We start from the raw sequence: 24,742 nt of genomic DNA, 5'->3' as shown, positions 1-24,742 counted from the left end.
TGACCTCCTTCAGCTCCGCGCACAAAGGTCGGAGACGACCTCTGCCATATCGACGGTACCGACCGCCGGTTCGATGCCGGCGCCCTCGCCGGCAAATTCAATCCAGCCTTCGTTGAAGCCGTCGAGCATCGCCATGCGCGCCTGCGGGTGTCGCATTCCCTCGGCGCGGAAGCGTGCTTCCCATGTCGCGCGTGCCACGGGCACCGCCTGCACCGGCCGGCCAAGTGCCTCCGAGAATGCTGCAGCAAGGTCGTCCGGGCTGACCTTGCGGGGACCACGCAACTCGACGACGCGACGCTCCTGCAAATCTCCCCGCAGCAGTTCGGCCGCAACGCGGCCGATGTCGCGCACGCTCACCATGTCGATGGCACGGTCGGTCGGTTGCAGAAAGCTGTCGATCGCGCCTTCCCGCGCAGCGGCCACGTCCCACGCCGCATTCTCGATGAACCAGGCGGGGCGCAGGAAGGCGATCGGGACGCCGGGGTTGACCAAATCCTGCTCCAGCAGCCCGGCGTTGTTGAGCAGGTTGAAGCGGTCGATCTGGGCGCCAATGCTCGACAGGGCGACGACGCGGCCAGGCCGGGCATCGGCCAGCGCGCCAGCATAGGCGGCGACCATTGTGCGCGCAGCGGGGAAGCCCGGCGCAGGATCGTAGTCGGGCGGTACCATCAGGAAGGTGCCCGACGTTCCCGCCAGCGCCGCGGCGAGGCCTGCACGGTCCGTGGCGTCAGCGACGACCGCCACCTCGCACCCATACGCCGCCCAGGCCGCCCCCTTGTCTTCGTGGCGGACGACGGCACGAACTCGCTCACCCGCCTCCAGCAGGGCACGGGCGACTTCACCACCTACCTGACCCGTAATGCCCGTGACTGCGAACATGACCGTCTCCCTTCAATCGTCAGGACGAATTAGGCCATGGCAGACCTGTGCGTTAGACGGGTGTCACTCACAAAGCCTTTGACAGGAGGCAAAGATCACCGATGCGTGACACCAGACTGCTGGCAGACATCGGCACACTCGTCGCCGTCGTTGAGGCGGGTAGCTTTTCGGGCGGCGCCCGGTCGTTAGGGCTGACGCCGTCCGGCGCCAGTCGGGCGGTGGCGCGACTGGAGGGCCGAATCGGCGCCCGGCTGCTCGACCGGACAACGCGCAGCTTGCGCCTGACGGAGGCAGGGCAGCGCCTTCACACGCTGGCGCGGCCCCACCTCGCCGGGCTGGAGGAGGCGGCGACGATTGCGAGCGGTGTGGCGCAGGTCGTGTCCGGCCGCGTCAGGGTCGCGATCAATTCGATCGTGCTGCGACACCTGATCGCGCCGGCCTTGCCAACCCTCGCCGACCGTCATCCGGGCTTGCATGTCGAGTTCGTCGTGGGTGACGCCGGCGACCTGACCCGGAGCGGCATTGATCTTGCGCTGCGCTTCGGGCCCCAGCCGTCGTCGGCAATGGCGTCGCGGCACCTGATAGATACTCGGGTGCTGACGGTGGCCGCGCCCGGCTATGTCGCACGCCATGGTCGCCCGGAGACGCCCGCAGACTTGGCGGACCATGACTGCCTCCACTTCGTCGATCCGCAGCGGGACCGGCCATTCGAGTGGGAGTTCCGCCGCGACGGCGATACCCGGTCGGTCGCGGTGACGGGGCGCTATACCTTCGTTGATGTGGAAGCAATGGTAGTAGCCGCCTGCGCCAGCGCTGGCATCGCGCAGGTTCTGGCCCTCGGTACGGAGCGATTGGTTGCGGATGGCACGCTGATCGACCTGTTCCCGGACTGGCCGGGCGAGGTGTTTCCGCTCTACGCGGTTCGGCCCTCCCGCCGGCTCGCCCCGGCCGCGATCGAGGCGTTCATAGCCTTCTGCGTCGAGGTGGTTGCAACAACCCCGGTGGATAAGGTTACGGGGCGAGACGAAAGGACCCACACATGAAGGTGGAAGCGTTCGATCACATCGTGCTCAACGTGCGCGATGTGGAGGTTTCGGCGGCTTGGTACGCAAAGGCGCTCGGCATGGGCCGCCGGGATGCCGAGGCCGACAACGGGTCGACCCGGACGAGCATGATGTTCGGCGCCACCAAGATCAACCTGCGCCCCGTCTCCGTCTCCCAGGAGGCGTGGTTCACCGCGCGCACCCCCTCGCCGGGCAGCGCGGACCTGTGCTTCCTGACGGAAACCCCGCCCTGCACCGTGGCCGACCACTTCACGGCAATAGGCGTAGCGATCGAACAGGGCCCTGTGACCGAGAAAGGCGCGCGAGGCGCGATCCGCTCCGTCTACGTCCGCGATCCGGACGGTAACCTGATCGAAGTCTCCTCGTACGAATGAAGCCTTCGCTTTCCCGCTTGACCATCCTAATGGGAAAGCCGCGGCCGTCTCGTTGGTGGTTCCCCAACGGGAAGGCGAGACGTTGTGTCGGGAATATGCTACGACAATCCGTAAAGGAGCCGGTCTATGGGTATGCTGGTCGTTTCGGCAGTTTTTGTCGTGATACTTTCTGCCTTAGCTTACCGCGCGAACATACGCTTTCGTAACGAGCGCCGACTTCCAATGCAGTGGGGGATCACAGGGGCAGTAAACTGGTCCGCGCCCCGATCCGTTGCGCTTGCCTTCATACCGATCTTGGCAATCGGCGTTCTTGGCTTTCAGGTATTCATGGCATTGAATGTTCCTGCCCGAGCCGGGCAGGAGGCACTTGTATTCCCCGTGCTGGTCGGAACCGGTGCCACACTTGTCGCGGTGCAGCTTCTGCACCTTTGGTTGATCGAGAGGACTTTGCGCCACAACGCCGGGTAGGTCTTGCTCGCTCGACAGGTGGCTTTCCCGAAATTCGATCCCATGCGAGACGGGATCGCTATGCGTTGGGGTGTCATTCCGCCCCCAACCGGACCCGGCCACCAGCGGCGCATTTTTCAACAGCCCCGGTCGTGTTCCTCGCTGATCGACCGTGAAATGAAACCTTGTCGTAATCACAACAAACCGCTGGCACGATGATAAGCATCGTTCGATGTGGCGAAGGCGTAAAGGGAAACAGCCACCTGATGCCACGCTGCATCCGATTTTTCTTGTGATTCGCGCTGCCCCTGCTGATCACCGCGTGTAACGACCGGCAATCAGCTAGGGAGGCAGGTGCGCAGGTTGGCTCCATGATTATGTCGGTGCGTCCAGGGACGTCTGCATGTGGATCCGCACCAACTGTGGCAAAGTTGCAGGATTTCGCTGGAGTTACGTGGTGGACGGAGAACAAACACTGGCGCCGCGCGGCGGATCGCGGGCAGCCGGCGCAGGCGTGGGCACATGACACTGCGGGTGCCGGCACCCGGAGGTTGATCATTGCGGGGGAAACCATGGCCCTCCCCGATCCAGAGGCCCAGTTCACTCCCGTTCCCAATATGCCGCCGTCAGCGCCATTCGTGTCTTGCGGGAGCGACATTCGCTCGCGTGTGTTCGCGGCGAGCAACTGGCTTCGAGAGAGGAATGACTTCACCTGCGGCCGGACCTTCGCGAGTGTCGGATTCAGACTGACGACAGCAGGCTTTCGATAGGGCATTGCTCGATTATTTCGCTGGCAGCGAGGATCGAGACATTGCTGCTCTGATCGGACCCGGCCCACACGAAAACGTTCGCATCGTCCATGCCTCGGGCGATTTCGCGGTGCTGCGCGGCGATCTTGCCGCCATAAAGCCAATGCTTCAGTGCGACGGGATCCGGGAACTGCCTGCAGCGATCGGCCATTCGATTGAGGCGCCGTTCGCCGCCACGGCCTACCGCGCAGTGATCGACAGATTCCTCAGTGATTGCTTGGCATCGCGGAACTGAGGGTCTGTCCACTTCGGGAGCGTTCGTAAAAATATGCCTAGGAGATAGCATCATGAGCCTTTTGCGACTGGCACTTACTTTGGCCGCCACCGCGACTTCCTAAGGCAGCCATCTCCGCGGTACCGCCCCCAACCGCATCGGCAACGTTGACTATCCTGCCGGGCGGCATCGATCAATCTTGCGCGAGCGCAGCGAACACATGTCGCATTTGTATAGAGGGAGGGGGATCGCTGCTTTCCTGAAGGGTCAAACCGGACCACAGCGAAAGAAGGATGCGCGCCAGTTGAATGCTCGGTATGACCGGCGTCAGGCCGGTACGTCGTAGCAGATGGGACATTACACCGGCGAAAGCGGACTCGTACGCGATCTTGACCGGTTCGAAGCGAGCACGGAACGCAGCGTTGCGACGTGCGTGAAGGTGAAGTTCGACCACCAGAACCGAATAGCTGGCGTCGACGGACAAGGCATCCAGACTGGCACCGATCGTATCCAGGATGGCTTCCGCCGTTTGATACCGGGTGTCTGCCACCAACATGTCGAACTTTCTTGCGAGGTTCGCCATATGCTCTTCGACCAGCGTGAAGAGAAGATCGTCCTTGCTGGCGAAATACGAATAGAATGCGCCCTGCGAAAAGCCGGCGCGTTCGCAGATGCCTCGAATCGAGGCGGCTGCGACCCCTCCTGCAACGATCAGCCCTATCGCGGCGTCGAGCAGTCGTGTCCGCGTCTCCATCCGCATCTCGGGACGCTTCCTGCGGCGTGGTACCGTCTGCGTCGTCGGTGTCGTCTCATAATCCACCGACACCAGATGCAGCCCGTTGGCGTCAAGAGCAACAGCCACACAGGTATTGCAACTAATATATCGCTTGATATGTTAATGACGCTCGCCTCAATGAAAGCCGTCATCCGTGACCACCCGCCGCCCCATCGCCTATCGCGACGATCTCGAAATCGAGCAGCCCGACGAAGCTGCGCTGACGCGTGAGATCGTGGCTCGAATGGCGGCGACACAGGCTGCTCACGCAGAGCGGCATCATCATGCGCACCGAGACGCACATGCGAAGAGCCATGCGATCCTGAAAGGGCGGATGACAGTCCATCAGGATCTGCCTGCCGAATTGGCGCAGGGCATCTTCGCCCACCCTGGCGAACATGAGATCGTAGCTCGACTGTCATCGGCGCCGGGTGATATTCACAGCGATGCAGTGCCGGCCCCGCGCGGCTTTGCGGTCAAGGTCATCGGCGTTGGGGGCGAGCGCCTGTCACCCACCCTCGGGGGGGCCAATCAGGATTTCCTGATGGTCAATTTTCCGACGCTCGCCTTTGGTACGATCGCCAAATACAAGGTCATGCTGGGTCTGCTTGAAAAGAACGCGGACGCGCCTGAGGCGGCGCAGCGGCTGATCGCCGCTGCCGCGCGTGGCGTGAAGGGCGCTGTGGAGGCGCTAGGCGGCAGCCCTAATGCCACGCTTGACGGACTGGCGCGCGACCATGCGAACATGCTGGGCGAGACATTTTATACGCAGGCGGCAATCCGCTACGGCGATCATGTTGCGAAACTGTCGCTGGCGCCGGTCGGGGGGGTGGCCGAACTGACCGGACGGCAGGTCGAGGCGGGCTTCTCGACCATGCGTGACGCGGTAGTCGACCATTTCCGGCACGCCGGCGCCACCTACGAATTACGCGCGCAGCTATGCGTCGACCCGGATACAATGCCGATCGAGGACGCGGCGGTCCTGTGGGATCCTGCCCTTTCACCGCATCGCGCGATCGCAACGCTGACCTTCCCTCCCCAGGATGCCTATGCCCCGGCCAGACAGGTGCATGGCGACGACCATCTCGCCTTCAACCCGTGGAACGGGGTCGCGGCGCATCGGCCGCTCGGCGGCATCATGCGAATCCGCAAGGCAGCGTATGAATCGTCCTCCAGCCAGCGGCACAGGCTGAATGCCGTGGCTCGGCGCGAACCACGCTCGCTTGATGAAATTCCGGACTGATCCGAACCAGAAGGAGCCGTTCATGGCCGACAGTAAAGATCCCAGGCTTGATGACGAAACCCGTCTGCAAGAGTTCCGTCGCCTCGCCGCAGAAATCGCCGCCGATGCCCCCACGCTGGCCAGGATCGCGATCGAAGGCTTGATCCGCAACCACAACCCTCTGTTCAAGGGCACCGCCGGGTCGGCGGGCCGGGCCGGCCGGCAATCGGGCAATGTGTCCGAACTGACTGCAATCGCCAAACTCAAGCCTGGCGGCGGCGACCGGCTGCGTCGCATCTTCAACCTGACCGGCGGCAATTTCGACGGCGCCCAGAAAGTTTCGACGCTGCATGACATGCGTTTCGTCCTGTTCGACGACGACACGCGCATCCTGTTCGCTACGGCGTACGACGGTGACTGGGATACCTATATCAACGACTTCGCGACCAAGATCCCTGACCTGATGGATCTCTTGTTCGCCAATGTCGAAGGGTGGCCGGGGATTGCCTCGCCTGACGTGAAGGATTTCATCGCCGATCACCAGATCGACGCGGCCGGTTGGTTCGTCGCCAACCCGCAGGTGACGGTTGTGGACGTGCGGCGGCTGCAGCGGATGGAGACGGCGCTCGATGCCTTCCTCGATACAATGGCCGGCAACACCGCTGTGGACCCCGCGACACGGGACGCGCTGGCCCTGCTGTCGAGGCAGGTGTCGGTGCCGCACGGAGTGGATTACTGATGGGTATCCTCCAGCACCTCAAGGACCGCTTCCGCCCTGACCGCGTGACGCTGCAGCTGGACGACATTCAGGCGTTGATCCTGCGCGCGCGGCCTGAACCGTATGTCGGCATTCACGCAATGCTTCACGTCGACGACGCCGCGGGTGGCCGCGATCTCCTGCGAAGGCTCGCGCCGCATATCCCTGCCGCAGCAGACTGGACCGAAGAGCTGACGGCATGGACCGGTGTGGCGATCAGTCACGCGGGTCTGAAGGCGCTTGGGGTGCCCGAAGGCTCGCTCGCCAGCTTTCCTCTGTCGTTTCGTCAGGGAATGGCGGCGCGCGCCGAGCAGCTGCGTGACGCGGGAGAGAATGCTCCCGAGCAATGGGAGGAGGCGTATCGCGACAATCGCTGCCACATCGCGCTCACCATCTTCGCTTCGGATCAGGCCCGGCTTGACGAAGCCACCGACCGGGCAATGTCCGAATATCATGCATCGAGCGGCGTGACGCTGATCGGAACACATCGTTTCGGAGCCGATGCGGATGCCAAGAACCCGTTCGGCTTTCGTGACTCGGTGTCGCAGCCGACCGTCGCGGGTGCCGGGGTCGATCCACAGCCGGGGCAGGAGCGCGCGATCGCGCCGGGCGAGTTCATCCTGGGCGAGGACAGCGAAACGGGAGCGCCGCTGGAGATACCGCAGCCTGACGCGCTGGGGCGGAACGGTTCCTATGTCGTGCTGCGCAAGTATGACAGTCGACCGGGCGCATTCAACGATTTCGTGCGCGGCCAGGCAAACGATGAGGCGGCGCAGGAGCTGCTGGCCGCCAAGATGTTCGGCCGCTGGCGATCGGGGGCACCGCTGATCCTGTCGCCGACCCGCGACGACGAAGAGCTGGGCGCCGATCCGGCCCGGCGCAACGACTTTGATTTCTCGGGCGACAAGGCGGGAATTGTCTGTCCGCATGGCGCGCACATGCGCCGCCTCAATCCGCGCGGTGAGCGACTGACGATCCTGACCGACGAAAACATCCACCGGATCATCCGCCGCTCTTCCACCTTCGGTCCGAAATGGTCGGCCGACCTGACTGCTGCCGACGATGGCGAGAACGATCGCGGCATCTTCTTCATCTTCATCTCGGCACGTGCGTTCGACACGATCGAGTTTCTGCAGCAGGAATGGATCAATCGCGGTAATTTCATCGACCTGGGGAAGGAGCGTGATCCTGTGGTCGGCCTGCATGAGGAACCCGGACGCTTCACCGTGCCTGCCGAGCCGGTTCGTCGCCGTATAGACGGTGTCACCACGTACAACCGGCTGCGTGGCGGCGAATATATGTTCATGCCTTCGCTCACCGCTTTGCGATGGATCGCGGCAGGATCGTGGAACTGAGATGCCTGACCATGGTCCGGGCCGCTACGTTGAATATCGGCATCCGATCAGGGTCGGTCCGGGAGCGATCGACGATCTCGATCATGTGAACAACGCCATCTATCTCATGTGGATGCAAGAAGCGGTCAACGCCTATTGGCGCAAGACCGCGCCGCCAGAACAGGTAGAGACGCTCGCCTGGATCGCGCACCGTCATGACGTGGTCTATCACAGGCCCGCCGTGCTGCACGATCTGATCGTCGCCGTAGTGCGCGTCATTGGTCATCAAGGATGTCGTGCCCACTTTGAAACTCGCTTCGAGCGAAACAGCGAAGACGTTGCCATAGTTGAGTCTACGCTGGTGTGCATCGATCGCGGGTCCAGGCAACTTGTGCGTATTCGTCCCGATCTTGCTCAGCATTTCTATCTTCGTGACACTGAAGCAACTACGGCTAGTGGAGCCATGCGATGACCAGACAGATCCTCCGCGCCGTTACGATAGCCGCAATGGCGTTTGTCAGTGGATGTACCACGGTGGAGCGCGTGCCGTTCACCGGGGCGCAAAGTGCCGCGGCCGCTATTGCCGGTGCGCCGGAGGTCCGTTTCTGGGCGGATCTGCCGGATGCCGCGCAGCGGATGCGACCCGATGTGCCGGCCGGGCAGCCGGTAACGATGCTGGCCCTTTCGGGTGGTGCTGACGAGGGTGCCTATGGCGCCGGTGTGCTCAACGGCTGGACGCAGAGCGGCACGCGTCCGGAGTTCAGCGTTGTCACCGGGGTCAGCACCGGGGCATTGATCGCTCCCTTTGCCTTTCTGGGCAAGGAAGGCGATGCATCGATCGCCCGGTTTTACACCAGCGTATCCGCAAGGGACATCTTCCATCCCCGCTTCCCACTTGCGATACCGGGATCGACCAGTGTCGCCTCCACCGCACCGCTTGCGAAACTGATCGCACGTGAGGTGACACCGGAACTTGTAGCGCGCATCGCGGAGGAGCAGGCCAAGGGGCGCCGCCTGTTCGTCGCCACCGCCAATCTCGACGCGCAACGCAGCGTGATCTGGGATATGGGGGCAATCGCCGCCAGCATGTTGCCGGACAAGGTCGAGCTGTTCCGGCGGGTATTGCTGGCATCGTCGTCCATTCCTGTGGTGTTTCCCCCGGTGGTGATCGACGCGTCCAGCAACGGGGCGCCCGTACGCGAGCTTCATGCCGATGGCGGGACGACCGCTGGCATCCTCGCAATCCCGCCGCAGCTCGCGGTCAGCGACGCGCCGATCGGGGACGCCGCCCGGCTGCACGTCTACCTGTTGATGAACAGCAGGCTTGGCGGCGATTTTCAGATGGTTACGCCGCGGCTCGTCCCGATCCTGAAGCGCGCCTTCGCGCTCAACCAGCAGGCAGCGCTGCTGACACTGGCGGAAACCAGCTACGTCTACGCGCATCGCCACGGCATCGACTGGAACTTGACGTTCATCGGGAACGACGTCGCACCCAGCGACCGCCTGTTCGAGAAGACCTACATGCGACGCCTGTACGCCTATGGCGTCGAGCGGGGACGCACTGGTTCGTGGCGCAAGACGCCGCCCACCCCGGCCGATCTTGCCATCGCGGATCGTCTCGATCATCAATAGAACAGGATCATCGCGGTCGTGGTTCGTCGATTGCCGCGTATGGCCGGGATGACAGAATTGACGATGATCGGGGGCTGGGCAGGGTTCGGGATGGCACGCGCGACAATAATCGCGGCATCGCTGATGCCAATCGCTGCCGGCGCGGCAGCACAGGACGTCGCCATGACGTTCGATGCGGCAAGCCGACGCCTGGAGACGACCTCGCCAGCGCTGGCGGCCGCCGACCACGCAGAAGATGCGGCGCGCGAAACGGCAGCCGCGGTAGCGACGCTCAGACGTCCGGTCGTTACCGCGTCGGCGCAGTACATTGAATATCAGAAGACGCTGGCGGTCGATCTGACCGGACAGAAAGAGGATGCGCGCGATGCGACGCAGGATTTCCTGTCCGGCATCCCGATGACCGTCCCGCCTGCGTTTCAGCAGATTGCATCCGACATCGTGGGCAGGATCGGGCAGGCTTTGCCCGGCCTGTTCACCGCGATCCCCGACCAGCTGAGCTATCGCTACCGTGACGATGTGTTCCGTCCAACGGTGCAGGGGGTACTGCCGCTCTATTCCGGCGGAGCGATACCTGCGATCCAGCGCGGCGCCCGCGCAGCCGCTGAGATCGCCGCGGCGCGCGCGGCGCAAGGGCGCGACCTCGCGCAGCTCAACCTCATCCGCGTCTATTTCGGCGAACAGGCCGCTGCGGCGCTCGCCGCGTCGGCGCGGGAAAGCCGCGACGCACTCGACCGGCTGCTGTCGGACGTTCGCAAAATGGAGGCCGCGGGGGTCGTTGCTCACGCGCGCACGCTCGAGGCGCAGGTCGCGCGCGACACCGCCGAGCGAACCTGGCAGCGCGCCGCGATCGCCCACGATGGCGCCCGGGACGACCTTGCCCGCCTGCTTGAGGTGGACCGGGTACGCCCCACCACCGGTCTCTTTGTCGTCAGTCATCCGCTTGCGCCCGCGGGCAGCTTCACCGGCGGCGAGGCAAGATTACCACAGACGCGGCAGGCCGACGCGGCAGGTGCGGTCGCCCGCGCCGGCGTGGATCTTGCGAGATCGCGCTACCGCCCGCAGGCGTTCGCGTTCGGCGAATACAATCTCAACCGATCGAATGCATTGCCGACCGAGCCTGACTGGGTGGTCGGAGTCGGCGTGCGCTACACATTGCTGTCCAACGTCGATCGTCGCCATGCCCTGAACGCAGCAAAGGCAAACGCCGCGGCCGCCGACGATGCCGCGCGTGAAGCGCGCAAGAGCGCGATTACCGCGACGTTGCGCGCGTGGGATCTGGTCGAATCGGCACGGCGCGCCTTTCTGCTGACCGACAGTTCGCTCGCGGCTGCACAGGAGAATTTGCGAGTGCAGGAGATTGCGTTCCGCGAGGGAGAAGCAACGATGACCGCGGTGCTGGCCGCGGAAGCCGCCCTTGCCACGGCCCGCACGCAGCGGGCGGCGATCGCCTATGAATATGACCTCGCGCTGGCGGCGCTCCTGTCGGCATCGGGCCAACTCGATACGTTCGCGGATCATATCGCCGGCGCCGACATCCATCTGCCCACGGATGCCCGCCCATGACCGATCCGGCAGTCGACGTCGATCCTGCCGCCCACTCGCGCCGCGCGCGCTGGTTGCTGTGGATCGGCATCGCCGTCGTCGTCGTAATCGTCGGCCTCGGGCTGTGGCTGGCGAGCCGTCCCGCGCCCGAACAATGGCAAGGCGAGGTGGAGGCAGATGAGATCAATGTTGCCACCAAGGCGCTGGCTCGTGTGGAGACGCTGGCGGTGGACGAGGGCGACCGGGTCCGCCGCGGGCAGGTGATGGCGATCCTGTCGGCGCCGGAGATCGATGGTGGTCAGCAGCAGGCGCAGGCGGCGCTCGACAGCGCACGGGCGCTGCAATCGGTGGCGATCGAGGGGGCCAGGGCGGAAGACCTGACCTCGTTGCGTTCCACCTGGCTGGCCGCACAGGCGACGGCCGACCTGGCCGCGGTGTCGAGCCGCCGTGCCGACACGCTTTATGCGCAAGGTGTTATCGCCGCGCAGCGCCGCGACGAGGCTCATGCCGCGCGCGACAGCACCGGCCGTGCGGCGGAAGCGACAAAGGCCCAGTACGACAAGGCACGCGCCGGCATCAGGCCGCAAAATCGCGCGATCGCCGACGCGCAGGTCCGCGCCGCCGGAGCCGCGACCGCGACCGCTGCCGCACTGGAGCGCGAGAAGCGGCTCGTGTCTCCGATCGACGGCGAGGTGTCACGCCGGTTGCTGCGCCCCGGCGAGATCGTGAGCCCGATCCTGCCGGCGTTTCAGGTGATCGACGTCGATCACCCGCACGTTGCGTTGACCGTGCGCGAAGATGCCTATCACGGACTGACGCCCGGTCGCCTTCTCGTCGGCCACGTCCCGGCGCTCGGCCGCGACCTACGGTTCCGGATCAGCCACATTGCGCCGCAGGGCAGTTTCGCGACATGGCGCGCCACGCGCCAGTCGCGCGGCTATGACGTCCGCGCGTTCGAGGTCACGCTGAAACCCGAAGGCGGGGCGCAAGGGTTGCGGCCGGGCATGAGCGTCCTGTTCGAACCGCCGGCGTGACGCCCGCGATGGTCACCCTGTATAATGCGTGCCGGGCCGAATGGGGCCGCATCATTTCGACGCCCGTCGATCTGGCGTTGCTGACTGTCATGCCGCTAATCTTGCTGGGCGCGATGGCAGCGATGCTATCTGCCGGATCGCCGCACCATTTGCCCACCGTCATTGTAGATCGTGACGGCGGCGTGCTGGCCCGGCGCATCGTGCGCGACATCGACGCCTCCCCAGGCCTGCGGATTGTCGGCCGGGTGCCCGACGTCGCTGCCGCGGTGACGATGATGCGGCGCGAACAGGCGGTCGCCGCCGTGGTGATCCCCCGGGGCGTCGGAACCCGTAATGCCGGTCGCGCCCCGGTCGAGATATTCCATCAGGCGGCGTTCCTGTCGACGGGGGCACTCGCGGCGACGAACCTGCGCGTTGCAGTCGCCGCCACGCTGGCGCAGTACGGGGCGTCCACCCACGGCCTGGCGGGACTGGCCGCGATCGATCCGGCGTTGCTGCCCGGCGTGCAGGTGACGGTGCTCGGCAATCCATCGCTCAGCCTGGAATGGTATCTAGGACTGCTGCTGGGCCCGGGGGTGTTGCACCTGCTGATCGCGGTTGCCTGCGTAGGAAGCATCGGGGTGCTGATGAACGATGGCTCGTTCGCCGCGTTCGCCGTACGGGGTGGCGTTGCGGCAACGCTGGCCGGGCGGCTTTCTCCTCATGTGATTGCGGGAACGTTCTGGGGTGTTGCGTGGCTGCTATGGCTCACGCTCGCACAAGGCTATCGCGCAGACGGATCGCTGCTGCTGATCGTGGCGGGGCAAGCATTGCTGTTCGTCGCCACCGCGGCGATCGCGCTATTGCTCGTCGCTGCAACGCGCAGCATTGCCACCGCCTTGTCGGGCGCTGTCATCGTTGCGGGATCGGCGCTCGCCTATTCGGGCGCTTCGCTGCCGATCGATGGCGCGGGCCTGTTCGCGCGGGTCTGGCACCAGGTGTTGCCGCTGACCCACTACATGACGCTGCAGATGGATCAGGTGCTTGGTGCCTCCGCCGGGCCGTTCCTGAAGGCAGCGGGAACGCTGCTGCTGTATCCGCTGGTCGCAGGCGGCCTGGGCATAATCCTTATCCGCCGTGACCGGGAAGGCCGATGACGTTTCGCGCGGCTCTCGAACACACGCTATTGACGATCGTCACGACGCGCGATCTCCTATCGCTCGCGATATTGTCGGTGCTGCTCTATGCCTTCTACTATCCAGCGCCCTATGCGCACCAGTCCGCCCGCGCGCTGCCCGTGGTGGTTGTGAACGGCGACGGCGGGACCGCCGCGCGCCGCCTGCTCGACGATCTTGGCGAAACGCGCAGCGTCCGCGTCGTCGGCGAGGTTCCCGACATGGTCGCAGCGCGCGGTGCCGTGCGTGACCGGAAGGCGGACGGCATCCTGCTGATCTCGCGCGATTTTACCGGCGGCGCGCTGACGGGTAGAGGTACGGCGGGCATCGCATTGTGGCTGAACGGGACGTATCTGCTGCGTGCGCAGAGCATCGGCACCGGCGTCGCCGCGACGCTGGCCGGCGCGATCGACCGCTGGCGCGCGGCGCAAGGCGGTGCCCGGCTTGCGGCGATGCCGACGATCCTTGTCCACCCGTTGTTCAACACCACGCTCGGCTACCGCGACTACATTTTCCCGGCGGTCGCCAACATCATCCTGCAGCAGACGCTACTGCTCGCCTGCGCCCGGCTGATGGCGGAACGCCAACGCCGCAGGGAACGGCGGATGTCCGTCGCAGCCGCGCTTGGCATGTGGGCGGCATGCACCCTTGTCGGCGTGCTGTCCGCCTTGCTCTATTTCGGAATGATCTATTGGATCCAGGATATCCCGCACGCTGGGGCGCTGCCGGCGCTCCTCGTCGCAGTTCCTGTCTTTGCGGCAACCGTGGCGGCGCTCGGGCTGTTGCTGGGTAAGTTGTTCAACAGCGGCGACGATGCATTGAAGATCCTGTTGCCGACATCTGTGCCGCTCGTGTTTCTAGCGGGTTTTGCCTGGCCACTCCACGCAATGCCGGGCTGGCTTTCTGCGCTGGCCTGGTTTTCCCCCGCCACCTGCGCCATGCATATTTTCGTTCCTTTAAATCAGATGGGTGCAAGCTTGGAGGACGTATTTGGTCCACTGGCCAAGCTTATGGCACTCTTGGCGCTTTATGGAGGGCTGAATATCTGGAGTAGCACCAACAGCGCGCGTTGAATTTTTCAACAGCCACGATCGGGGCTGTTGAAAAATGCGCCGCTGGCGCCCGGTACGGTTGGGGGCGGAATGACACCCCAAGGCATAGCGATCCCGTCCCACAAGGATCGAAAAACGGGAATGTCGAACGCATCCCGAAACCCGTCGCAATAGCAGAAGTGAGAAAGCGGAGCTGGTAACCCGAGGTGTCATAACCGTTCGGGCCTGTTGAAAAATGCCGGACATGCCGGGTTGCTCCTTCGTTTTACTCCTGCCGAAAGGAGCACCGCCATGATGTGACCAACCTGTCGCGGTGGGCGGGGAGGGGCGTCCCGCCGCACCATAGAAGCCATGTTGCCCGCAGACCACCTGCTGCGTCGCATCGACCGATGTCTCGACACAAGCGAGTTGAGGCAAGCACTGGCCGATCATTACAGCACGCGGGGGCGACCATCGATCGATCCCGAACTCCTCATCCGCATGACCCTGATCGGTCGCATCTACGCGATCACGTCCGAACGGCGCCTTTGCGAGGAACTTCGCTACAATCTAGCCTATCGCTGGTTCTGCCGTCTCGCGCCGGGAGACAAGGTTCCGCACCACTCGACGTTCAGCAAGAACCGGCACGGTCGCTTCCGCGATGCCGACGTGTTCCGGATCTTGTTCGAGAGCACGGTCCGACTCTGCATCAGTGAAGGGCTGATCGGCGGAAAAGACGCCGCGATCGATGCGTCGTTCATAGCGGCTGATGCGAGCTGGCAGCGCAAGACCGTTCCTGGCTACCTGCCGTATGTCGCCAACGCGTCGCGCGCGGTCAGGGAATGGGTGCAAGACACAGGAGATACCGTCTGGGAGTTGGCTCGCTCGAAAAGCTTCCAAGGCGTCTCTCGGACGGATCCTGCCGCGGCCTGGTCGGCGCGAACGGTGCGTGGCCGGTTCGGCTACGCCCTCAATGCGCTGGTCGATACCCCGAGCGGCGTCGCGCTCGATGTTGAGGCAACACCAGCTCGCTTCGCGGAGGAGGTCGATGCAGGCCGCGTCATGCTCGAGCGGTCGGCCGTTCGTTTCGATTATCACCCCAAGCGGGTCGCTGCCGACAAGGCCTATGGCAGCGCCGGCTTCCTCGGCTTCGTGCGGGACCACGGTGCAATTCCGCACATCCCCGTGATCGATCGGACGCACCAGACCAAGGGCAAGTTGCCGCGAACGGCCTTCAGGTATGATCGGGATACCGACAGCTTTACCTGCCCGACCGGCAAGACGCTCCAACACCACGCCTTCCATCCGCCCACCGGCGTACATCGCTATGCTGCCGACGCCCGCGACTGCGAGGCGTGCGTGCTTCGGAAGAAATGCACGACTGCACGGCGTCGTACCCTGGTCCGTCTGGACGACGAGGACGTCCGCGATCTTGCCAGAGCCGAAACGGAAACCGGCCTCTTCAAGCGGTCGATGCGGTTGCGGCGGGGGGTCGAACGGTTCTTCGCCGACGCCAAGGGCAAGCATGGCATGAGGCGGCTTCACCTGCGCGGCATTCGCGGAGCGGAGGAGGAGTTCCTGATCGGCGCGGCGGTTATGAACCTGATGATCCTGGCGCGACCGCAACGGCTGACCGGCAAGCCGCGCCGGGGTGTCTGCGTCCCCGCGGCGTTGACCCCAGCTGCCATTTCGGCCCGGTCGATCGAACAGGACGTGATTGTGCCGCCCTCTGCGCGATATGCCTGATCGCTGAAGCGCGGTCCGGTTCATCACGCGGCGCGCAGTCGCTCTTTGCGGTACGGCACGCCGTCGAGCAGTGCTTGGCCCGGCGCCTTGGGCGTGCCGTCGCCATTCACATACATATAAAGTGTCGTTGTCGTCATCCCGAGACGACGCGCGACATCGGCTGCGATCGCGTTGCGATCGGACATAGCGGCCATCGCCATCGCAAGGGTGGCCTTGTCCATCTTGCGGGGTCGTCCACCCATCCGCCCCCGCGCGCGTGCTGCAGCAAGGCCAGCCTGTGTGCGCTCGGCGATCAACTCGCGCTCGAACTCAGCGAAGGCGGCAAAGATGCCGAAGGCTAGACGGCCGTTCGCGGTAGTGGTGTCGATCTGCGCGCCGGCCCCCGTCAGCACCTTCAACCCGATGCCACGCTCACGCAGCGCCTCGGCGGTAATGACCAGATGCCGGAGGTCACGCCCGAGGCGATCCAGTTTCCAAAGGACCAGTGTATTGCCTGGCTGCAACGCCTTGAGGCAGGCAGTCAGGCCGGGGCGGGCATCGTGTCGACCTGAAGCAAGGTCTTCGTAGATGCGCGAGAGGTCGACGCCTGCGGCGAGCAGCGCGTCCCGCTGCGGAGCCAGCGTCTGCGATCCGTCAGCCTTGGACACCCTCACATAACCAATGAGCATCATTGCCCCGCCAGAAAAGACGCTTGGCACCCTGCAATGTGTCGGTGGTTTTCGCAACGGGTTTTCCGATTGTCGGGATGCGCTGACGGGGCAAAACCATCGACCGCCAGAAAACCGGTCGTTTTTCTGGCGGTTGGTGTGCGCTGTGAGTGCCCCGTCGCTTCACGGCCAAAGACAGTTACGGTGGAGGCTTCGGGAAACTTCGGCAACAAATTAGCGTGGTGCCGGATACGATCAGCTTTGCGAAAGGGGGGGCTGACCATAGGCGTGGGTGGCGATGCGTTTGCTTACTCGTTTTCGGGACGTAGCGGTGCGGACTAGTGTCGCATCGCCGCGGGCAACGAAAAGCTTTTAAACCACCGTCCCGGTGAAAGCCCCAATAAGGGCCGTCATCCCCATCGCAAGGACACCCAGTAAAACCACCCGGATCATGGCGCGCCCGATCGGGGCGCCGCCCGCCTTCGCTCCAAGCGCACCCAGCACGCCAAGCAGCACCAATGCCGTTGCTGGTACCGCATAAAGCACAGCGCTATGCGGTGCTAATGCAGCGATCACGGGTAGGATCGCGCCGGCGGCAAATGCCAAGGCCGAGGATACCGCGGCCTGCATCGGCTGCGATGCGCCGTCGTCAGCAAGGCCAAGCTCATCACGGCGATGCGCTCCCAGAGCGTCATGTGCCATCATCTGTTCGGCCACCTGAATCGCTAGCGACGGCTCGACGCCACGCCCTTCATAGATTGCGGCCAGTTCCCGCGTTTCGGTCACGGGCGAACGTTCCAACTCGGCCGATTCCCGCGCAAGGTCAGCGTTCTCGGTATCCGCCTGCGAACTGACCGAAACATATTCGCCCGCCGCCATCGCCAGTGCACCCCCGACCAATGCTGCTACCCCCGCAACAAGGACTGTGCTCGCAGTCGAGCCTGGCGCGGCTGCGACACCGACGATCAGGCTTGAAACAGAAATGATTCCGTCGTTGGCACCGAGCACCGCTGCGCGAAGCCAGCCTGTACGGTGGACGAGATGATGTTCTCCTGGCGCGTGATCGATGGCGTCGGTCGTCATTGGCTATCCTAAAGTATGTCGAACTCGGTGAGCCGCCGAGTGGGCGGGAATTGGATTGTATTTGGCTCCGGACAGCAGTGCAGGGATGATGGAGCGATGTAGCTACGCCAGGTGCGTTGCGGCACGGGCCTGACGAACAGCTGACGAAAGCGATGGCTCCCGTAATTTCAAGGCTAGACCTCGAGTCGGACGCGAAACGAAGCACCCCCGCCTGTCGCGTTTTCGACGCTGACCGTTCCACCATGCGCTTCGGTCAACCGTTGCACGATGCCAAGGCCTAGGCCCGCTCCGGTAGAGCTGCGGCGATCCTTGCGCCAGAAGCGGTCAAACACGTGCGGAAGATCGACCTCTGCAATCCCCGGCCCGTAGTCACGGACCGTCAGCTGTGGACCGGGTCCCGCGCTTACGTCGATGGGCGTGACGCCGGGCGCGTGTGACAGCGCATTGTCGATCAGGTTGCGATAGATGCGGAAGATCGCTTCCGGGTGCCCGATCGCCGCGGTGTCGCCGAAGCTCTCGAAACGTAGATCACGCTGCGCCGCGAACACCTTTGGCGCCATCGCGGCCACGACGTCCCGGCCGATGTCGGCGATATCGATGGCAACGTGGCCATCGAGGGCCAGCGCGTCGGCTTGGGCGAGATCGAGCATCTGTTCGACGAGACGGGTCAGGTGCCGCGCATCGGCCTGCAGTTCGTCCCGTTGCTTGCCTGCGGGGAGCCGATCGAGCGATAGCTGCATGATCGACAACGGTGTGCGCAGCTCATGTGCGGCGTTGGCAGTGAACTCCCGCAGAGTCGCCATCGCTGCATCGAGCCGACCGAGCGCCCGATTGACGGCACTGACGAGCGTGTTGACCTCTCGCGGCTCACTCGGCTCCGAAAGGCGAAGCAGGGTGTTGTCGGGTTCCAGCGCGTCCACTTCGCGCTCGGCATGGCGGAGCGGTTGGAGCACCCGGCGGACGGCGAAGACGTTGAACAGCAACAGCAACAGCGACAACGGGATCAGCGGCAGCATCACGTGCTGAATGATCTCGTTCACGATCACCGGCACATAGGGGCGGATGCCGTCGCCCTCGAACTGCATCGCCAGCCATCGCCGCTCCTCGCCGCGATCGATCGCGCGAACGCCCGATATCCGATAGCCGCGAGGAGTCTGTTCGCGCCGCGTCCAGTCGACCAGGGTTGACGCGCCGTCGATCCCGGTTTCCCCTACCCGCCGGAGTTCGGGTGATCCCGGTTCGACATAGCGCGCGGACCAGGATTCGGCCCCCGGCGGTCCGGTTAGCAGGTCGGGCGACAGCACGCCGCCTGCCTGAGCCTTCGTCGCTTCAAGCGTCAGCAATTCCTGCGCGAGCGATTCGGGCTGGCGACTGTAGGTGAACACGACGATCCCGACGTCGAGTGCTGCGAACAGCAGCGTGAACGCCGCCAGACGCGCCGCAATCTGTCGGAACAGCGTAGGGGGCCGTCGCCTTGGCCGAACCGCGTCCATCCTATTCACCAGATACGCTTGGCGCGAACAGCGCATAGCCGACGCCGTGCACGGTGCGGACCTGCACGTCCGCCCCGGCGGCGGTCAGGCGCTTGCGCAGCCGCGATACTGCCGCTTCCAACGCATTGGGCGTTACCTCGGCGTCCATCGCATATAGCGTATTCTCAAGCGCCGGCTTGGCGACGACGTGTCCGGCGCGGCGGAGCAGAACTTCGAGCAGGTTGATTTCACGCGGCGTCGCGTCGATCGCGACGCCGCCCACGTCGGCCGACCGTGAGGCACAATCGAGCACGACGTTGCCCGCGGCGAGCTGGGTGCCGAGCGACGCCCCGGGTCGTCGCAGCAGGGCACGACACCGCGCCGCGAGCTCGGGAATCTGGAACGGCTTCACCAGATAGTCGTCAGCGCCCGCGTCGAGTCCGGTGACGCGATCGTCGAGGCCACCTCGCGCGGTCAGGACAAGGATCGGCGTCGCATTCTTGTCCCGGCGGGAACGGCGGACGATGTCCAAGCCGTCTCCATCGGGTAAGCCAAGGTCGACCAGTAGCAGGTCATATGTCGCCACCTTCATCGCCAGCTCGGCGTCCTCGACGGTCTCGACCCAATCGACCGCGAAACCCTGCGGGATCAGGCCGTCCCGAACCAGGCTGCCGAGCCGGGCGTTGTCTTCAATCAGCAGCAGGCGCATGGTCGATGTCGGTCCCCGTTGGTGCACGTTTGTAGCCAGTGACCATCGCCAGCGGCAGGTTTTCCCGGTGCCGCACGCTCTCGACGATCGCACCGATGACATGCAGGGCTACCGCGCCGATCAGAACATTGGCGGCGGTTTCGTGCAACGTCTCGACCCAGCCCACACCCCAGAATTGGTCGAGCCCCATCATCCATCCGCTGGTCCCCACCGTCGCCAGCAGGACAAGGAGGACGACGATCATTGCGCCTCCGGCCGGGTTGTGCCCGATGTAGCGCGGCTCGCGCCGGGCAGCCATCGCGCGAAAATAGCGCAGCAACACGAACGGGCCTGGCACGAAGCTGGCGAATTGCGCGTAACGCCGGCCGATAACACCCCAGATCAGCCGGATCGCCAGCGCCGTGACGACAACGTAGCCGACATAGATATGCGGCGGCTCCTCATGCCGAAGGAACGTCAGGTTGGCGATCACACCTCCTACCACGGTCCAGTGAAAGATGCGGACGATCGGGTCCCAGACCTTGACCCTGCCGCGGTTGCGAGCAGGGTCTCGGGAAGGAGCCGCTGGAGCGACGTGGCTCATCGTCAGTCGACGTTGTTCTGAACGACCGCGCCGTTCACCGGGTTGAAATAGACCTCGGCGCGCTTGCCGTCCTTGGTGTGGGCGTAGATTTCGTAGCAGCTGCCGGACACCTGAAAGACCTTGACGTCGCGATAGCCCATCTTGGCGACGCGGCCTTTCATTTGTGCCGGCGTCATCCATTTGGCCTGAGGCGCCTTGGTGCAGACGGGCGACGCCATCGCCATCGGCGCAGCTGCGACGGCGGCGAGAAAGGCTGCGACCTTCAAGGGGGCAAATCGGATCATCGAACGAGCTCCTGTCAGAGGCGGGATAGCCTCGATGACCGGGAGATCGCAGCACCGCCTGACCGAAACCTGACGGCACAACGAGTTTTTCCGACGGCTCGAGAATGCGGTTGCCGCGGACCTGTCAGGTCGTCGTCAGGACCGGGGTCGATAGCGGGGCAGCCGCACTTCCGGCGGCAATGGAGTATCGACCATGATGAAGTCCCTGATCGTCGCTGCCGCCGGTGCCGCGACCATTTTCGCCGTCAGCGTGACCGCCGCGCCGTCGGCGCCGACCCGCCCGCTAGCCGCCAGCACGCGGGCGAACCTCGAAGCCGCGATGCACGGGGAGGCTTATGCCAACCTGAAGTATCTGCGGTACGCCGACCAGGCGCAGGCGGCGGGAAAGCCCGAACTCGCCAAGCTCTTCCGCGCATCGGCCAACGTCGAGGCCAACGAGCACTTCGATCGCGAAGCGCAGGCGCTGCGGCTCGGCAGCAGCAACAATGTGAACCTCGAAGATGCCATGAAGGGCGAGCACTACGAGAATGTCACGATGTACGTGAATTTCGCCAAGGAGGCGGAAGCGGCCGGCGACAAGAAGGTGGCGCAGATGTTCCGCCAGATCGCGGTCGACGAAGGCACGCATTACGCGGCTTACAAGGCTGCCCTGGCAAAGCTCCCCCGTCGCTAAGCCAGCTGCAGGCGCCGGCCCGGCCATCCCCCCGGCGGGCCGGCGCATCAAATCGGGATCGTTCGATAGGTTTTTAACACACGCCCGCCGAATGGGGCCTGAAAGAGCGCTCAGTGCCCTAATCGCGCAACATCAATTCGAACGCGAGATTTTCAACAGCCACGATCGATTTTGAGCCGAAACCATGTGAGAAGCTTTAGCAGGCAGCGAGGACGTATCAAAACACATTCTCGATTGCGACCGGTCGTGTTAGGCGCGGAAGATGAGTTTTGAGAACGATTCATGCTGATCGGCTATGCGCGGGTTTCGACGCCCGAACAGGATTTGACGCTCCAGCTCGATGCGCTGCGCGAGGCAGGTTGCGAGCGGACCTTCACTGATAAGGCTAGTGGTGCCAAGGCCAACCGCGCCGGCCTAGCGGAAGCCTTGTCCCACGCTCGCGCCGGCGACGTGATCGTAGTGTGGAAGCTCGATCGCCTCGGCCGAACGATGAAGGGGCTCGTCGACCTGGCGGCCGAGCTAGCCGATCGTGGCATAGGCTTTCGCTCGTTAACGGACGGGATTGATGCCGCCGGCACAGCCGGCAAGCTCGTCTTTCACATCATGGCGGCGATGGCCGAGATGGAGCGGAATCTCAATCGTGAGCGGACGACGGCCGCTCTGATCGTAGCTCGGCGCGAGGGGCGGGTAGGGGGCCGAAAGACGGTCATGACGCCCAAGCGCCTCGACGCCGCCCGCAAGCTCCTAGCGAGCGGGATGACGATGCGAGACGTGGCGCCGGCGATCGGAGTGTCTGTTCCAACGCTTTACCGCCACTTTCCCGCGCCGATTCAGGATGCAATCGTCGCGGAACTGGAAGGGGCCGCGTACTCAACCCAAGAATGAAGGGAGGATCCAATGGAAAACAAAAGAGCTTTGGTTCTCATGCGAAAGGCGCTTGCGCTCTACGATCAGGATGGTGAGCACACGACGACTGCAGCTTGTCATCTCCAGGCCGCGATCGATGCGGCAATTGGAGCGAAGCGGCTTCAACCAGGCGAAGAGATTGATCCCGATGTATTGGAGGCATTCGCTGCGCGAGTCAGACCTCCTCTCGATACTCAAGGCTCTCTATGACCCGACTAGCGGTTAGTCGATGTACCGTCCTTCTCATGTGAATCCTCCTCGCTTTGCGTCGCGTACCTGGAAGCCAGATTAAGATGGATTGCCTTGACTGCCAGGTCTGTAGCGGCCGCAGCCAAGTCGAGCTGCTGACGCGCTCTACGTTTGTAGTATTGGCGATCGTTCTCGGTATTTTCCATTGAACGATCCTCGTTGAGGTCTCCCATACGGCCTCCGACCCTATCGGAATGTGAGGCCGGTGACCAGTTTTGAGGTAAGCCACCGTCCTGCCGTCGGAGCTCGCTAAGCCATATGGACTGGTAGCGGCATGTAGAAGCTGGCTGTTAACCTTTTTCCCTTAATCTGCGGCGATGTCAGCGACCTACCTTTCTCGGGATTTTCGCCGGCGCCTCGTGCACGTGGCCTTCCTTGGCATCTCCTATTTCGTCGCAGCCAGCTTAACGGTGGCCTACACCCGTTTCGAGGGGGGTGTGGCATTCATCTGGGGTGCAACTGCAATCCTCCTTTCCGATCTGGTGGTGCGACCACGCGGCGAGTGGCCGCTACCCTTGGCAATCTGCTTCGTCGCCGGAAGCGCAGCTACGACATGGTTCGGCCTCGGCATCGCTGCTTCCCTCCCATTTGCCGTGGTGAATGTGGCGGAGGCAGCCTTGGGAGCGCTCCTGCTGCGACGATATGTCGCGAACTGCTGCCACTTGGAGTCGATTCCCGAGATCACCGCATTCTTCGCGATCGTTGGTCTGGCGGTGCCTTCGGTGCTCGGAGGAGCCGCCGGTCTGACCGCGCACCTGATCACCGGCGGTCCCTTTCTGTCCAACTGGCTACATTACTCGGCCGGTCATGCGCTGGGAGCGATCACCTTCACGCCGCTGTTGATGTTGGCCAGAGGCGGTGATGTGTCCGGCTGGATGCGCAAGGCCGAGGCCAGCGATTGGGCGGAGGTAATCGTCCTCCCGTTATTAGTCGGAATTGTCGCCTTCCTTGTGTTTTCGCAGACACGTTTTCCGCTGCTCTTCCTGCCCTTTTTGCCGATGATGGTGGCGGTGTTCCGGCTCGGCCGGCTCGGCGCTGCGGCATCCATCATTTTTCTTACCGTTCCAGCGATAGTTGCGACGCTCAACGGCACCGGTCCGATCGGCCTCATCGACGGCCAGAACGGCGACAAGGCGCAGTTCCTCCAATTCTATCTGGCGACGGCGGTGCTGACGATCCTGCCGGCAGCGGCAGAGCTGCGCCGGCGCAAGCAGCTCTTCGCCTCTCTCCAGGAAGCGTCGGCGCTCTCGCGCCTTATTCTTGATCGAACCGGGGACATCATCATGCGCCTGGATGTTGATGGGGTCATCCGGTATGTGTCTCCCTCGCTCCTCGCGATCGCCGGCTACCGACCAGAGGACATGCTGGGGCAGCTCCCGCACGCGATGATCCATGAGGACGACGTCCCCGAGGTGGTTCGGGTTCACCGCATGGCGCTCGCTGCGCCGAACGACACGTTCATCGTCGAATATCGCGCTCGACGCGGCGATGGCAGCCTAGGTTGGTTCGAGACCCACACACGAGCAACGATCGATCAGCAAGGTACGCCCAGCGGGGTCGTCAGTATCCTTCGAGAGATCACGCGCCGCAAGGAGCGAGAAGGCGCGTTGACTAGGGAAAGCCTGACCGACCCGCTTACATCGCTTGCCAACAGGCGAGCGTTCGATCTCGCGCTGGATGAGCAGATCGCTCGCTCCCGCACCGAGCAACGCCCCGGCTGCATCGCAATGTTCGACCTCGACCATTTCAAGTCGATCAACGATCGCTTTGGCCACGTCTCGGGCGACGTCGTCCTCCGCGCGTTTTCGGACCTTCTCCGGTCGACGCTTCGAACATCCGATGTGGTGGCGCGGTATGGCGGCGAAGAATTTGTTGCCATTCTAGACGGTGCATCACTGGAGCAGGCGGAGCTGGTCTGTGAACGTGTTCGCGCGAGCTTCGCAGAGGCCCCCTGCACGGCAGATGATGGACGAACCATGCGTGCTACGGTCAGCGTCGGGATCGCTGCTGTCATGCCCGGGACGACAGCGGATCAGCTGCTCGGGGTCGCTGACCGGGCCTTGTACAATGCCAAAGCGAATGGCCGAAATCGGTTGGTGCTGGCGGCGTAATCGCAACCAGT

The 24,742-nt window shown here is 63.9% G+C and carries 26 protein-coding genes; 18 read left to right on the top strand and 8 right to left on the bottom strand.

Annotated features, from left to right (window positions below; all coding sequences use genetic code 11):
- Window positions 1-9 precede the first annotated feature (9 nt).
- Window positions 10-879, bottom strand: coding sequence for an NmrA family NAD(P)-binding protein (locus PQ455_RS19605; RefSeq protein WP_273691604.1), 870 nt, complete (start codon window positions 877-879; stop codon window positions 10-12).
- Window positions 880-980: 101 nt separating this feature from the next.
- Here PQ455_RS19605 and PQ455_RS19600 point away from each other — a divergent pair, with 101 nt between their 5' ends.
- The 4 genes from PQ455_RS19600 (at window position 981) to PQ455_RS19585 (ending at window position 3,808) form a co-directional block, all read left to right on the top strand.
- Window positions 981-1,922: a LysR family transcriptional regulator gene (locus PQ455_RS19600; RefSeq protein WP_273691603.1), complete on the top strand. Its 942-nt coding sequence runs from the start codon at window positions 981-983 to the stop codon at window positions 1,920-1,922.
- A complete protein-coding gene (locus tag PQ455_RS19595; protein WP_273691602.1) occupies window positions 1,919-2,317 on the top strand; it encodes a VOC family protein in 399 nt (132 codons plus the stop codon). The genes PQ455_RS19600 and PQ455_RS19595 overlap by 4 nt, the downstream gene beginning before the upstream one ends.
- A 126-nt stretch (window positions 2,318-2,443) precedes the next feature.
- Window positions 2,444-2,785: a hypothetical protein gene (locus PQ455_RS19590; protein WP_273691600.1), complete on the top strand. Its 342-nt coding sequence runs from the start codon at window positions 2,444-2,446 to the stop codon at window positions 2,783-2,785.
- Window positions 2,786-3,538: 753 nt separating this feature from the next.
- Entirely contained in the window at window positions 3,539-3,808 is a 270-nt protein-coding gene (locus tag PQ455_RS19585) for a hypothetical protein (RefSeq protein WP_116462793.1), read from the top strand.
- A 172-nt stretch (window positions 3,809-3,980) separates the two neighbouring features.
- Here the strand turns inward: PQ455_RS19585 and PQ455_RS19580 are convergent, their stop codons facing one another.
- Window positions 3,981-4,649, bottom strand: a complete 669-nt coding sequence (locus PQ455_RS19580; protein ID WP_066693440.1) for a TetR/AcrR family transcriptional regulator — start codon at window positions 4,647-4,649, stop codon at window positions 3,981-3,983.
- Window positions 4,650-4,716: 67 nt separating this feature from the next.
- On the opposite strand from PQ455_RS19580, the gene PQ455_RS19575 reads away from it, so the two are divergent.
- The 10 genes from PQ455_RS19575 (at window position 4,717) to PQ455_RS19530 (ending at window position 16,014) form a co-directional block, all read left to right on the top strand.
- The gene (locus PQ455_RS19575; protein ID WP_239017960.1) at window positions 4,717-5,805 is read left to right on the top strand and encodes a catalase family protein; all 1,089 of its coding nucleotides are present in this window, start codon (window positions 4,717-4,719) and stop codon (window positions 5,803-5,805) included.
- A 22-nt stretch (window positions 5,806-5,827) separates the two neighbouring features.
- Window positions 5,828-6,523, top strand: coding sequence for a hypothetical protein (locus PQ455_RS19570; protein ID WP_066693438.1), 696 nt, complete (start codon window positions 5,828-5,830; stop codon window positions 6,521-6,523).
- Window positions 6,523-7,896 (top strand): Dyp-type peroxidase, encoded by a 1,374-nt coding sequence (locus PQ455_RS19565; protein WP_273691596.1) that lies wholly within the window; start codon window positions 6,523-6,525, stop codon window positions 7,894-7,896. Before PQ455_RS19570 ends, PQ455_RS19565 begins: the two co-directional genes overlap by 1 nt.
- A gap of 1 nt (window position 7,897) precedes the next feature.
- On the top strand, window positions 7,898-8,347 hold the full coding sequence (locus tag PQ455_RS19560; RefSeq protein WP_273691595.1) for an acyl-CoA thioesterase: 450 nt from the start codon (window positions 7,898-7,900) through the stop codon (window positions 8,345-8,347).
- Window positions 8,344-9,507, top strand: a complete 1,164-nt coding sequence (locus PQ455_RS19555) for a patatin-like phospholipase family protein (protein WP_273691594.1) — start codon at window positions 8,344-8,346, stop codon at window positions 9,505-9,507. Before PQ455_RS19560 ends, PQ455_RS19555 begins: the two co-directional genes overlap by 4 nt.
- 63 nt (window positions 9,508-9,570) lie before the next feature.
- A complete protein-coding gene (locus PQ455_RS19550; protein WP_273691891.1) occupies window positions 9,571-11,070 on the top strand; it encodes a TolC family protein in 1,500 nt (499 codons plus the stop codon).
- Window positions 11,067-12,083, top strand: coding sequence for an HlyD family secretion protein (locus PQ455_RS19545; protein ID WP_273691592.1), 1,017 nt, complete (start codon window positions 11,067-11,069; stop codon window positions 12,081-12,083). Before PQ455_RS19550 ends, PQ455_RS19545 begins: the two co-directional genes overlap by 4 nt.
- Window positions 12,084-12,091: 8 nt before the next feature.
- Window positions 12,092-13,219, top strand: a complete 1,128-nt coding sequence (locus PQ455_RS19540; protein ID WP_273691590.1) for an ABC transporter permease — start codon at window positions 12,092-12,094, stop codon at window positions 13,217-13,219.
- On the top strand, window positions 13,216-14,310 hold the full coding sequence (locus tag PQ455_RS19535; protein WP_063690355.1) for an ABC transporter permease: 1,095 nt from the start codon (window positions 13,216-13,218) through the stop codon (window positions 14,308-14,310). The genes PQ455_RS19540 and PQ455_RS19535 overlap by 4 nt, the downstream gene beginning before the upstream one ends.
- Before the next feature lie 330 nt (window positions 14,311-14,640).
- Window positions 14,641-16,014: an IS1182 family transposase gene (locus PQ455_RS19530; protein WP_273691584.1), complete on the top strand. Its 1,374-nt coding sequence runs from the start codon at window positions 14,641-14,643 to the stop codon at window positions 16,012-16,014.
- A 23-nt stretch (window positions 16,015-16,037) separates the two neighbouring features.
- Here PQ455_RS19530 and PQ455_RS19525 read toward each other — a convergent pair whose 3' ends face one another.
- The 6 genes from PQ455_RS19525 to PQ455_RS19500 all read right to left on the bottom strand — a co-directional run bounded on the left by PQ455_RS19525 (window position 16,038) and on the right by PQ455_RS19500 (window position 20,792).
- Window positions 16,038-16,682 (bottom strand): recombinase family protein, encoded by a 645-nt coding sequence (locus PQ455_RS19525; RefSeq protein WP_273691583.1) that lies wholly within the window; start codon window positions 16,680-16,682, stop codon window positions 16,038-16,040.
- A gap of 351 nt (window positions 16,683-17,033) precedes the next feature.
- Window positions 17,034-17,744 (bottom strand): VIT1/CCC1 transporter family protein, encoded by a 711-nt coding sequence (locus PQ455_RS19520; protein ID WP_066707260.1) that lies wholly within the window; start codon window positions 17,742-17,744, stop codon window positions 17,034-17,036.
- A gap of 173 nt (window positions 17,745-17,917) precedes the next feature.
- On the bottom strand, window positions 17,918-19,237 hold the full coding sequence (locus PQ455_RS19515) for a sensor histidine kinase (RefSeq protein ID WP_211250653.1): 1,320 nt from the start codon (window positions 19,235-19,237) through the stop codon (window positions 17,918-17,920).
- Between the two features lies 1 nt (window position 19,238).
- Window positions 19,239-19,925: a response regulator gene (locus PQ455_RS19510; RefSeq protein ID WP_066707257.1), complete on the bottom strand. Its 687-nt coding sequence runs from the start codon at window positions 19,923-19,925 to the stop codon at window positions 19,239-19,241.
- Window positions 19,906-20,397: a cytochrome b/b6 domain-containing protein gene (locus PQ455_RS19505; protein WP_245857876.1), complete on the bottom strand. Its 492-nt coding sequence runs from the start codon at window positions 20,395-20,397 to the stop codon at window positions 19,906-19,908. The genes PQ455_RS19510 and PQ455_RS19505 overlap by 20 nt, the downstream gene beginning before the upstream one ends.
- 113 nt (window positions 20,398-20,510) lie before the next feature.
- A complete protein-coding gene (locus PQ455_RS19500) occupies window positions 20,511-20,792 on the bottom strand; it encodes a PepSY domain-containing protein (protein WP_066707254.1) in 282 nt (93 codons plus the stop codon).
- A 193-nt stretch (window positions 20,793-20,985) separates the two neighbouring features.
- On the opposite strand from PQ455_RS19500, the gene PQ455_RS19495 reads away from it, so the two are divergent.
- The 4 genes from PQ455_RS19495 to PQ455_RS19480 all read left to right on the top strand — a co-directional run bounded on the left by PQ455_RS19495 (window position 20,986) and on the right by PQ455_RS19480 (window position 24,731).
- A complete protein-coding gene (locus tag PQ455_RS19495; RefSeq protein WP_051693705.1) occupies window positions 20,986-21,465 on the top strand; it encodes an acyl-ACP desaturase in 480 nt (159 codons plus the stop codon).
- Window positions 21,466-21,747: 282 nt separating this feature from the next.
- Window positions 21,748-22,350, top strand: a complete 603-nt coding sequence (locus tag PQ455_RS19490) for a recombinase family protein (protein WP_273691571.1) — start codon at window positions 21,748-21,750, stop codon at window positions 22,348-22,350.
- A 12-nt stretch (window positions 22,351-22,362) separates the two neighbouring features.
- The gene (locus PQ455_RS19485) at window positions 22,363-22,581 is read left to right on the top strand and encodes a hypothetical protein (RefSeq protein WP_273691569.1); all 219 of its coding nucleotides are present in this window, start codon (window positions 22,363-22,365) and stop codon (window positions 22,579-22,581) included.
- A gap of 356 nt (window positions 22,582-22,937) precedes the next feature.
- Window positions 22,938-24,731 carry a sensor domain-containing diguanylate cyclase gene (locus tag PQ455_RS19480; protein ID WP_273691567.1) on the top strand — a complete coding sequence of 598 codons (1,794 nt, stop codon included), beginning with the start codon at window positions 22,938-22,940 and terminating at the stop codon, window positions 24,729-24,731.
- Window positions 24,732-24,742: the final 11 nt, after the last annotated feature.

It is taken from the genome of Sphingomonas naphthae, assembly GCF_028607085.1.
GTDB classification, from domain to species: domain Bacteria; phylum Pseudomonadota; class Alphaproteobacteria; order Sphingomonadales; family Sphingomonadaceae; genus Sphingomonas_Q; species Sphingomonas_Q naphthae.
Note: the sequence above shows the minus strand (reverse complement) of the source record. Positions and strands in the feature narration are given on the sequence as shown.

Bases quoted from the DNA above. Each gene is read 5' to 3' on its own strand.
- PQ455_RS19590 (WP_273691600.1), top strand. From the start codon at position 2,444: ATGGGTATGCTGGTCGTTTCGGCAGTTTTTGTCGTGATACTTTCTGCC.
- PQ455_RS19560 (WP_273691595.1), top strand. From the start codon at position 7,898: ATGCCTGACCATGGTCCGGGCCGCTACGTTGAATATCGGCATCCGATC.
- PQ455_RS19540 (WP_273691590.1), top strand. From the start codon at position 12,092: ATGGTCACCCTGTATAATGCGTGCCGGGCCGAATGGGGCCGCATCATT.
- PQ455_RS19530 (WP_273691584.1), top strand. From the start codon at position 14,641: ATGTTGCCCGCAGACCACCTGCTGCGTCGCATCGACCGATGTCTCGAC.
- PQ455_RS19495 (WP_051693705.1), top strand. From the start codon at position 20,986: ATGATGAAGTCCCTGATCGTCGCTGCCGCCGGTGCCGCGACCATTTTC.
- PQ455_RS19535 (WP_063690355.1), top strand. From the start codon at position 13,216: ATGACGTTTCGCGCGGCTCTCGAACACACGCTATTGACGATCGTCACG.
- PQ455_RS19510 (WP_066707257.1), bottom strand. From the start codon at position 19,925: ATGCGCCTGCTGCTGATTGAAGACAACGCCCGGCTCGGCAGCCTGGTT.
- PQ455_RS19480 (WP_273691567.1), top strand. From the start codon at position 22,938: ATGTCAGCGACCTACCTTTCTCGGGATTTTCGCCGGCGCCTCGTGCAC.
- PQ455_RS19550 (WP_273691891.1), top strand. From the start codon at position 9,571: ATGATCGGGGGCTGGGCAGGGTTCGGGATGGCACGCGCGACAATAATC.
- PQ455_RS19490 (WP_273691571.1), top strand. From the start codon at position 21,748: ATGCTGATCGGCTATGCGCGGGTTTCGACGCCCGAACAGGATTTGACG.
- PQ455_RS19515 (WP_211250653.1), bottom strand. From the start codon at position 19,237: ATGGACGCGGTTCGGCCAAGGCGACGGCCCCCTACGCTGTTCCGACAG.
- PQ455_RS19600 (WP_273691603.1), top strand. From the start codon at position 981: ATGCGTGACACCAGACTGCTGGCAGACATCGGCACACTCGTCGCCGTC.
- PQ455_RS19555 (WP_273691594.1), top strand. From the start codon at position 8,344: ATGACCAGACAGATCCTCCGCGCCGTTACGATAGCCGCAATGGCGTTT.
- PQ455_RS19605 (WP_273691604.1), bottom strand. From the start codon at position 879: ATGTTCGCAGTCACGGGCATTACGGGTCAGGTAGGTGGTGAAGTCGCC.
- PQ455_RS19520 (WP_066707260.1), bottom strand. From the start codon at position 17,744: ATGACGACCGACGCCATCGATCACGCGCCAGGAGAACATCATCTCGTC.
- PQ455_RS19570 (WP_066693438.1), top strand. From the start codon at position 5,828: ATGGCCGACAGTAAAGATCCCAGGCTTGATGACGAAACCCGTCTGCAA.
- PQ455_RS19565 (WP_273691596.1), top strand. From the start codon at position 6,523: ATGGGTATCCTCCAGCACCTCAAGGACCGCTTCCGCCCTGACCGCGTG.
- PQ455_RS19485 (WP_273691569.1), top strand. From the start codon at position 22,363: ATGGAAAACAAAAGAGCTTTGGTTCTCATGCGAAAGGCGCTTGCGCTC.
- PQ455_RS19525 (WP_273691583.1), bottom strand. From the start codon at position 16,682: ATGCTCATTGGTTATGTGAGGGTGTCCAAGGCTGACGGATCGCAGACG.
- PQ455_RS19500 (WP_066707254.1), bottom strand. From the start codon at position 20,792: ATGATCCGATTTGCCCCCTTGAAGGTCGCAGCCTTTCTCGCCGCCGTC.
- PQ455_RS19545 (WP_273691592.1), top strand. From the start codon at position 11,067: ATGACCGATCCGGCAGTCGACGTCGATCCTGCCGCCCACTCGCGCCGC.
- PQ455_RS19595 (WP_273691602.1), top strand. From the start codon at position 1,919: ATGAAGGTGGAAGCGTTCGATCACATCGTGCTCAACGTGCGCGATGTG.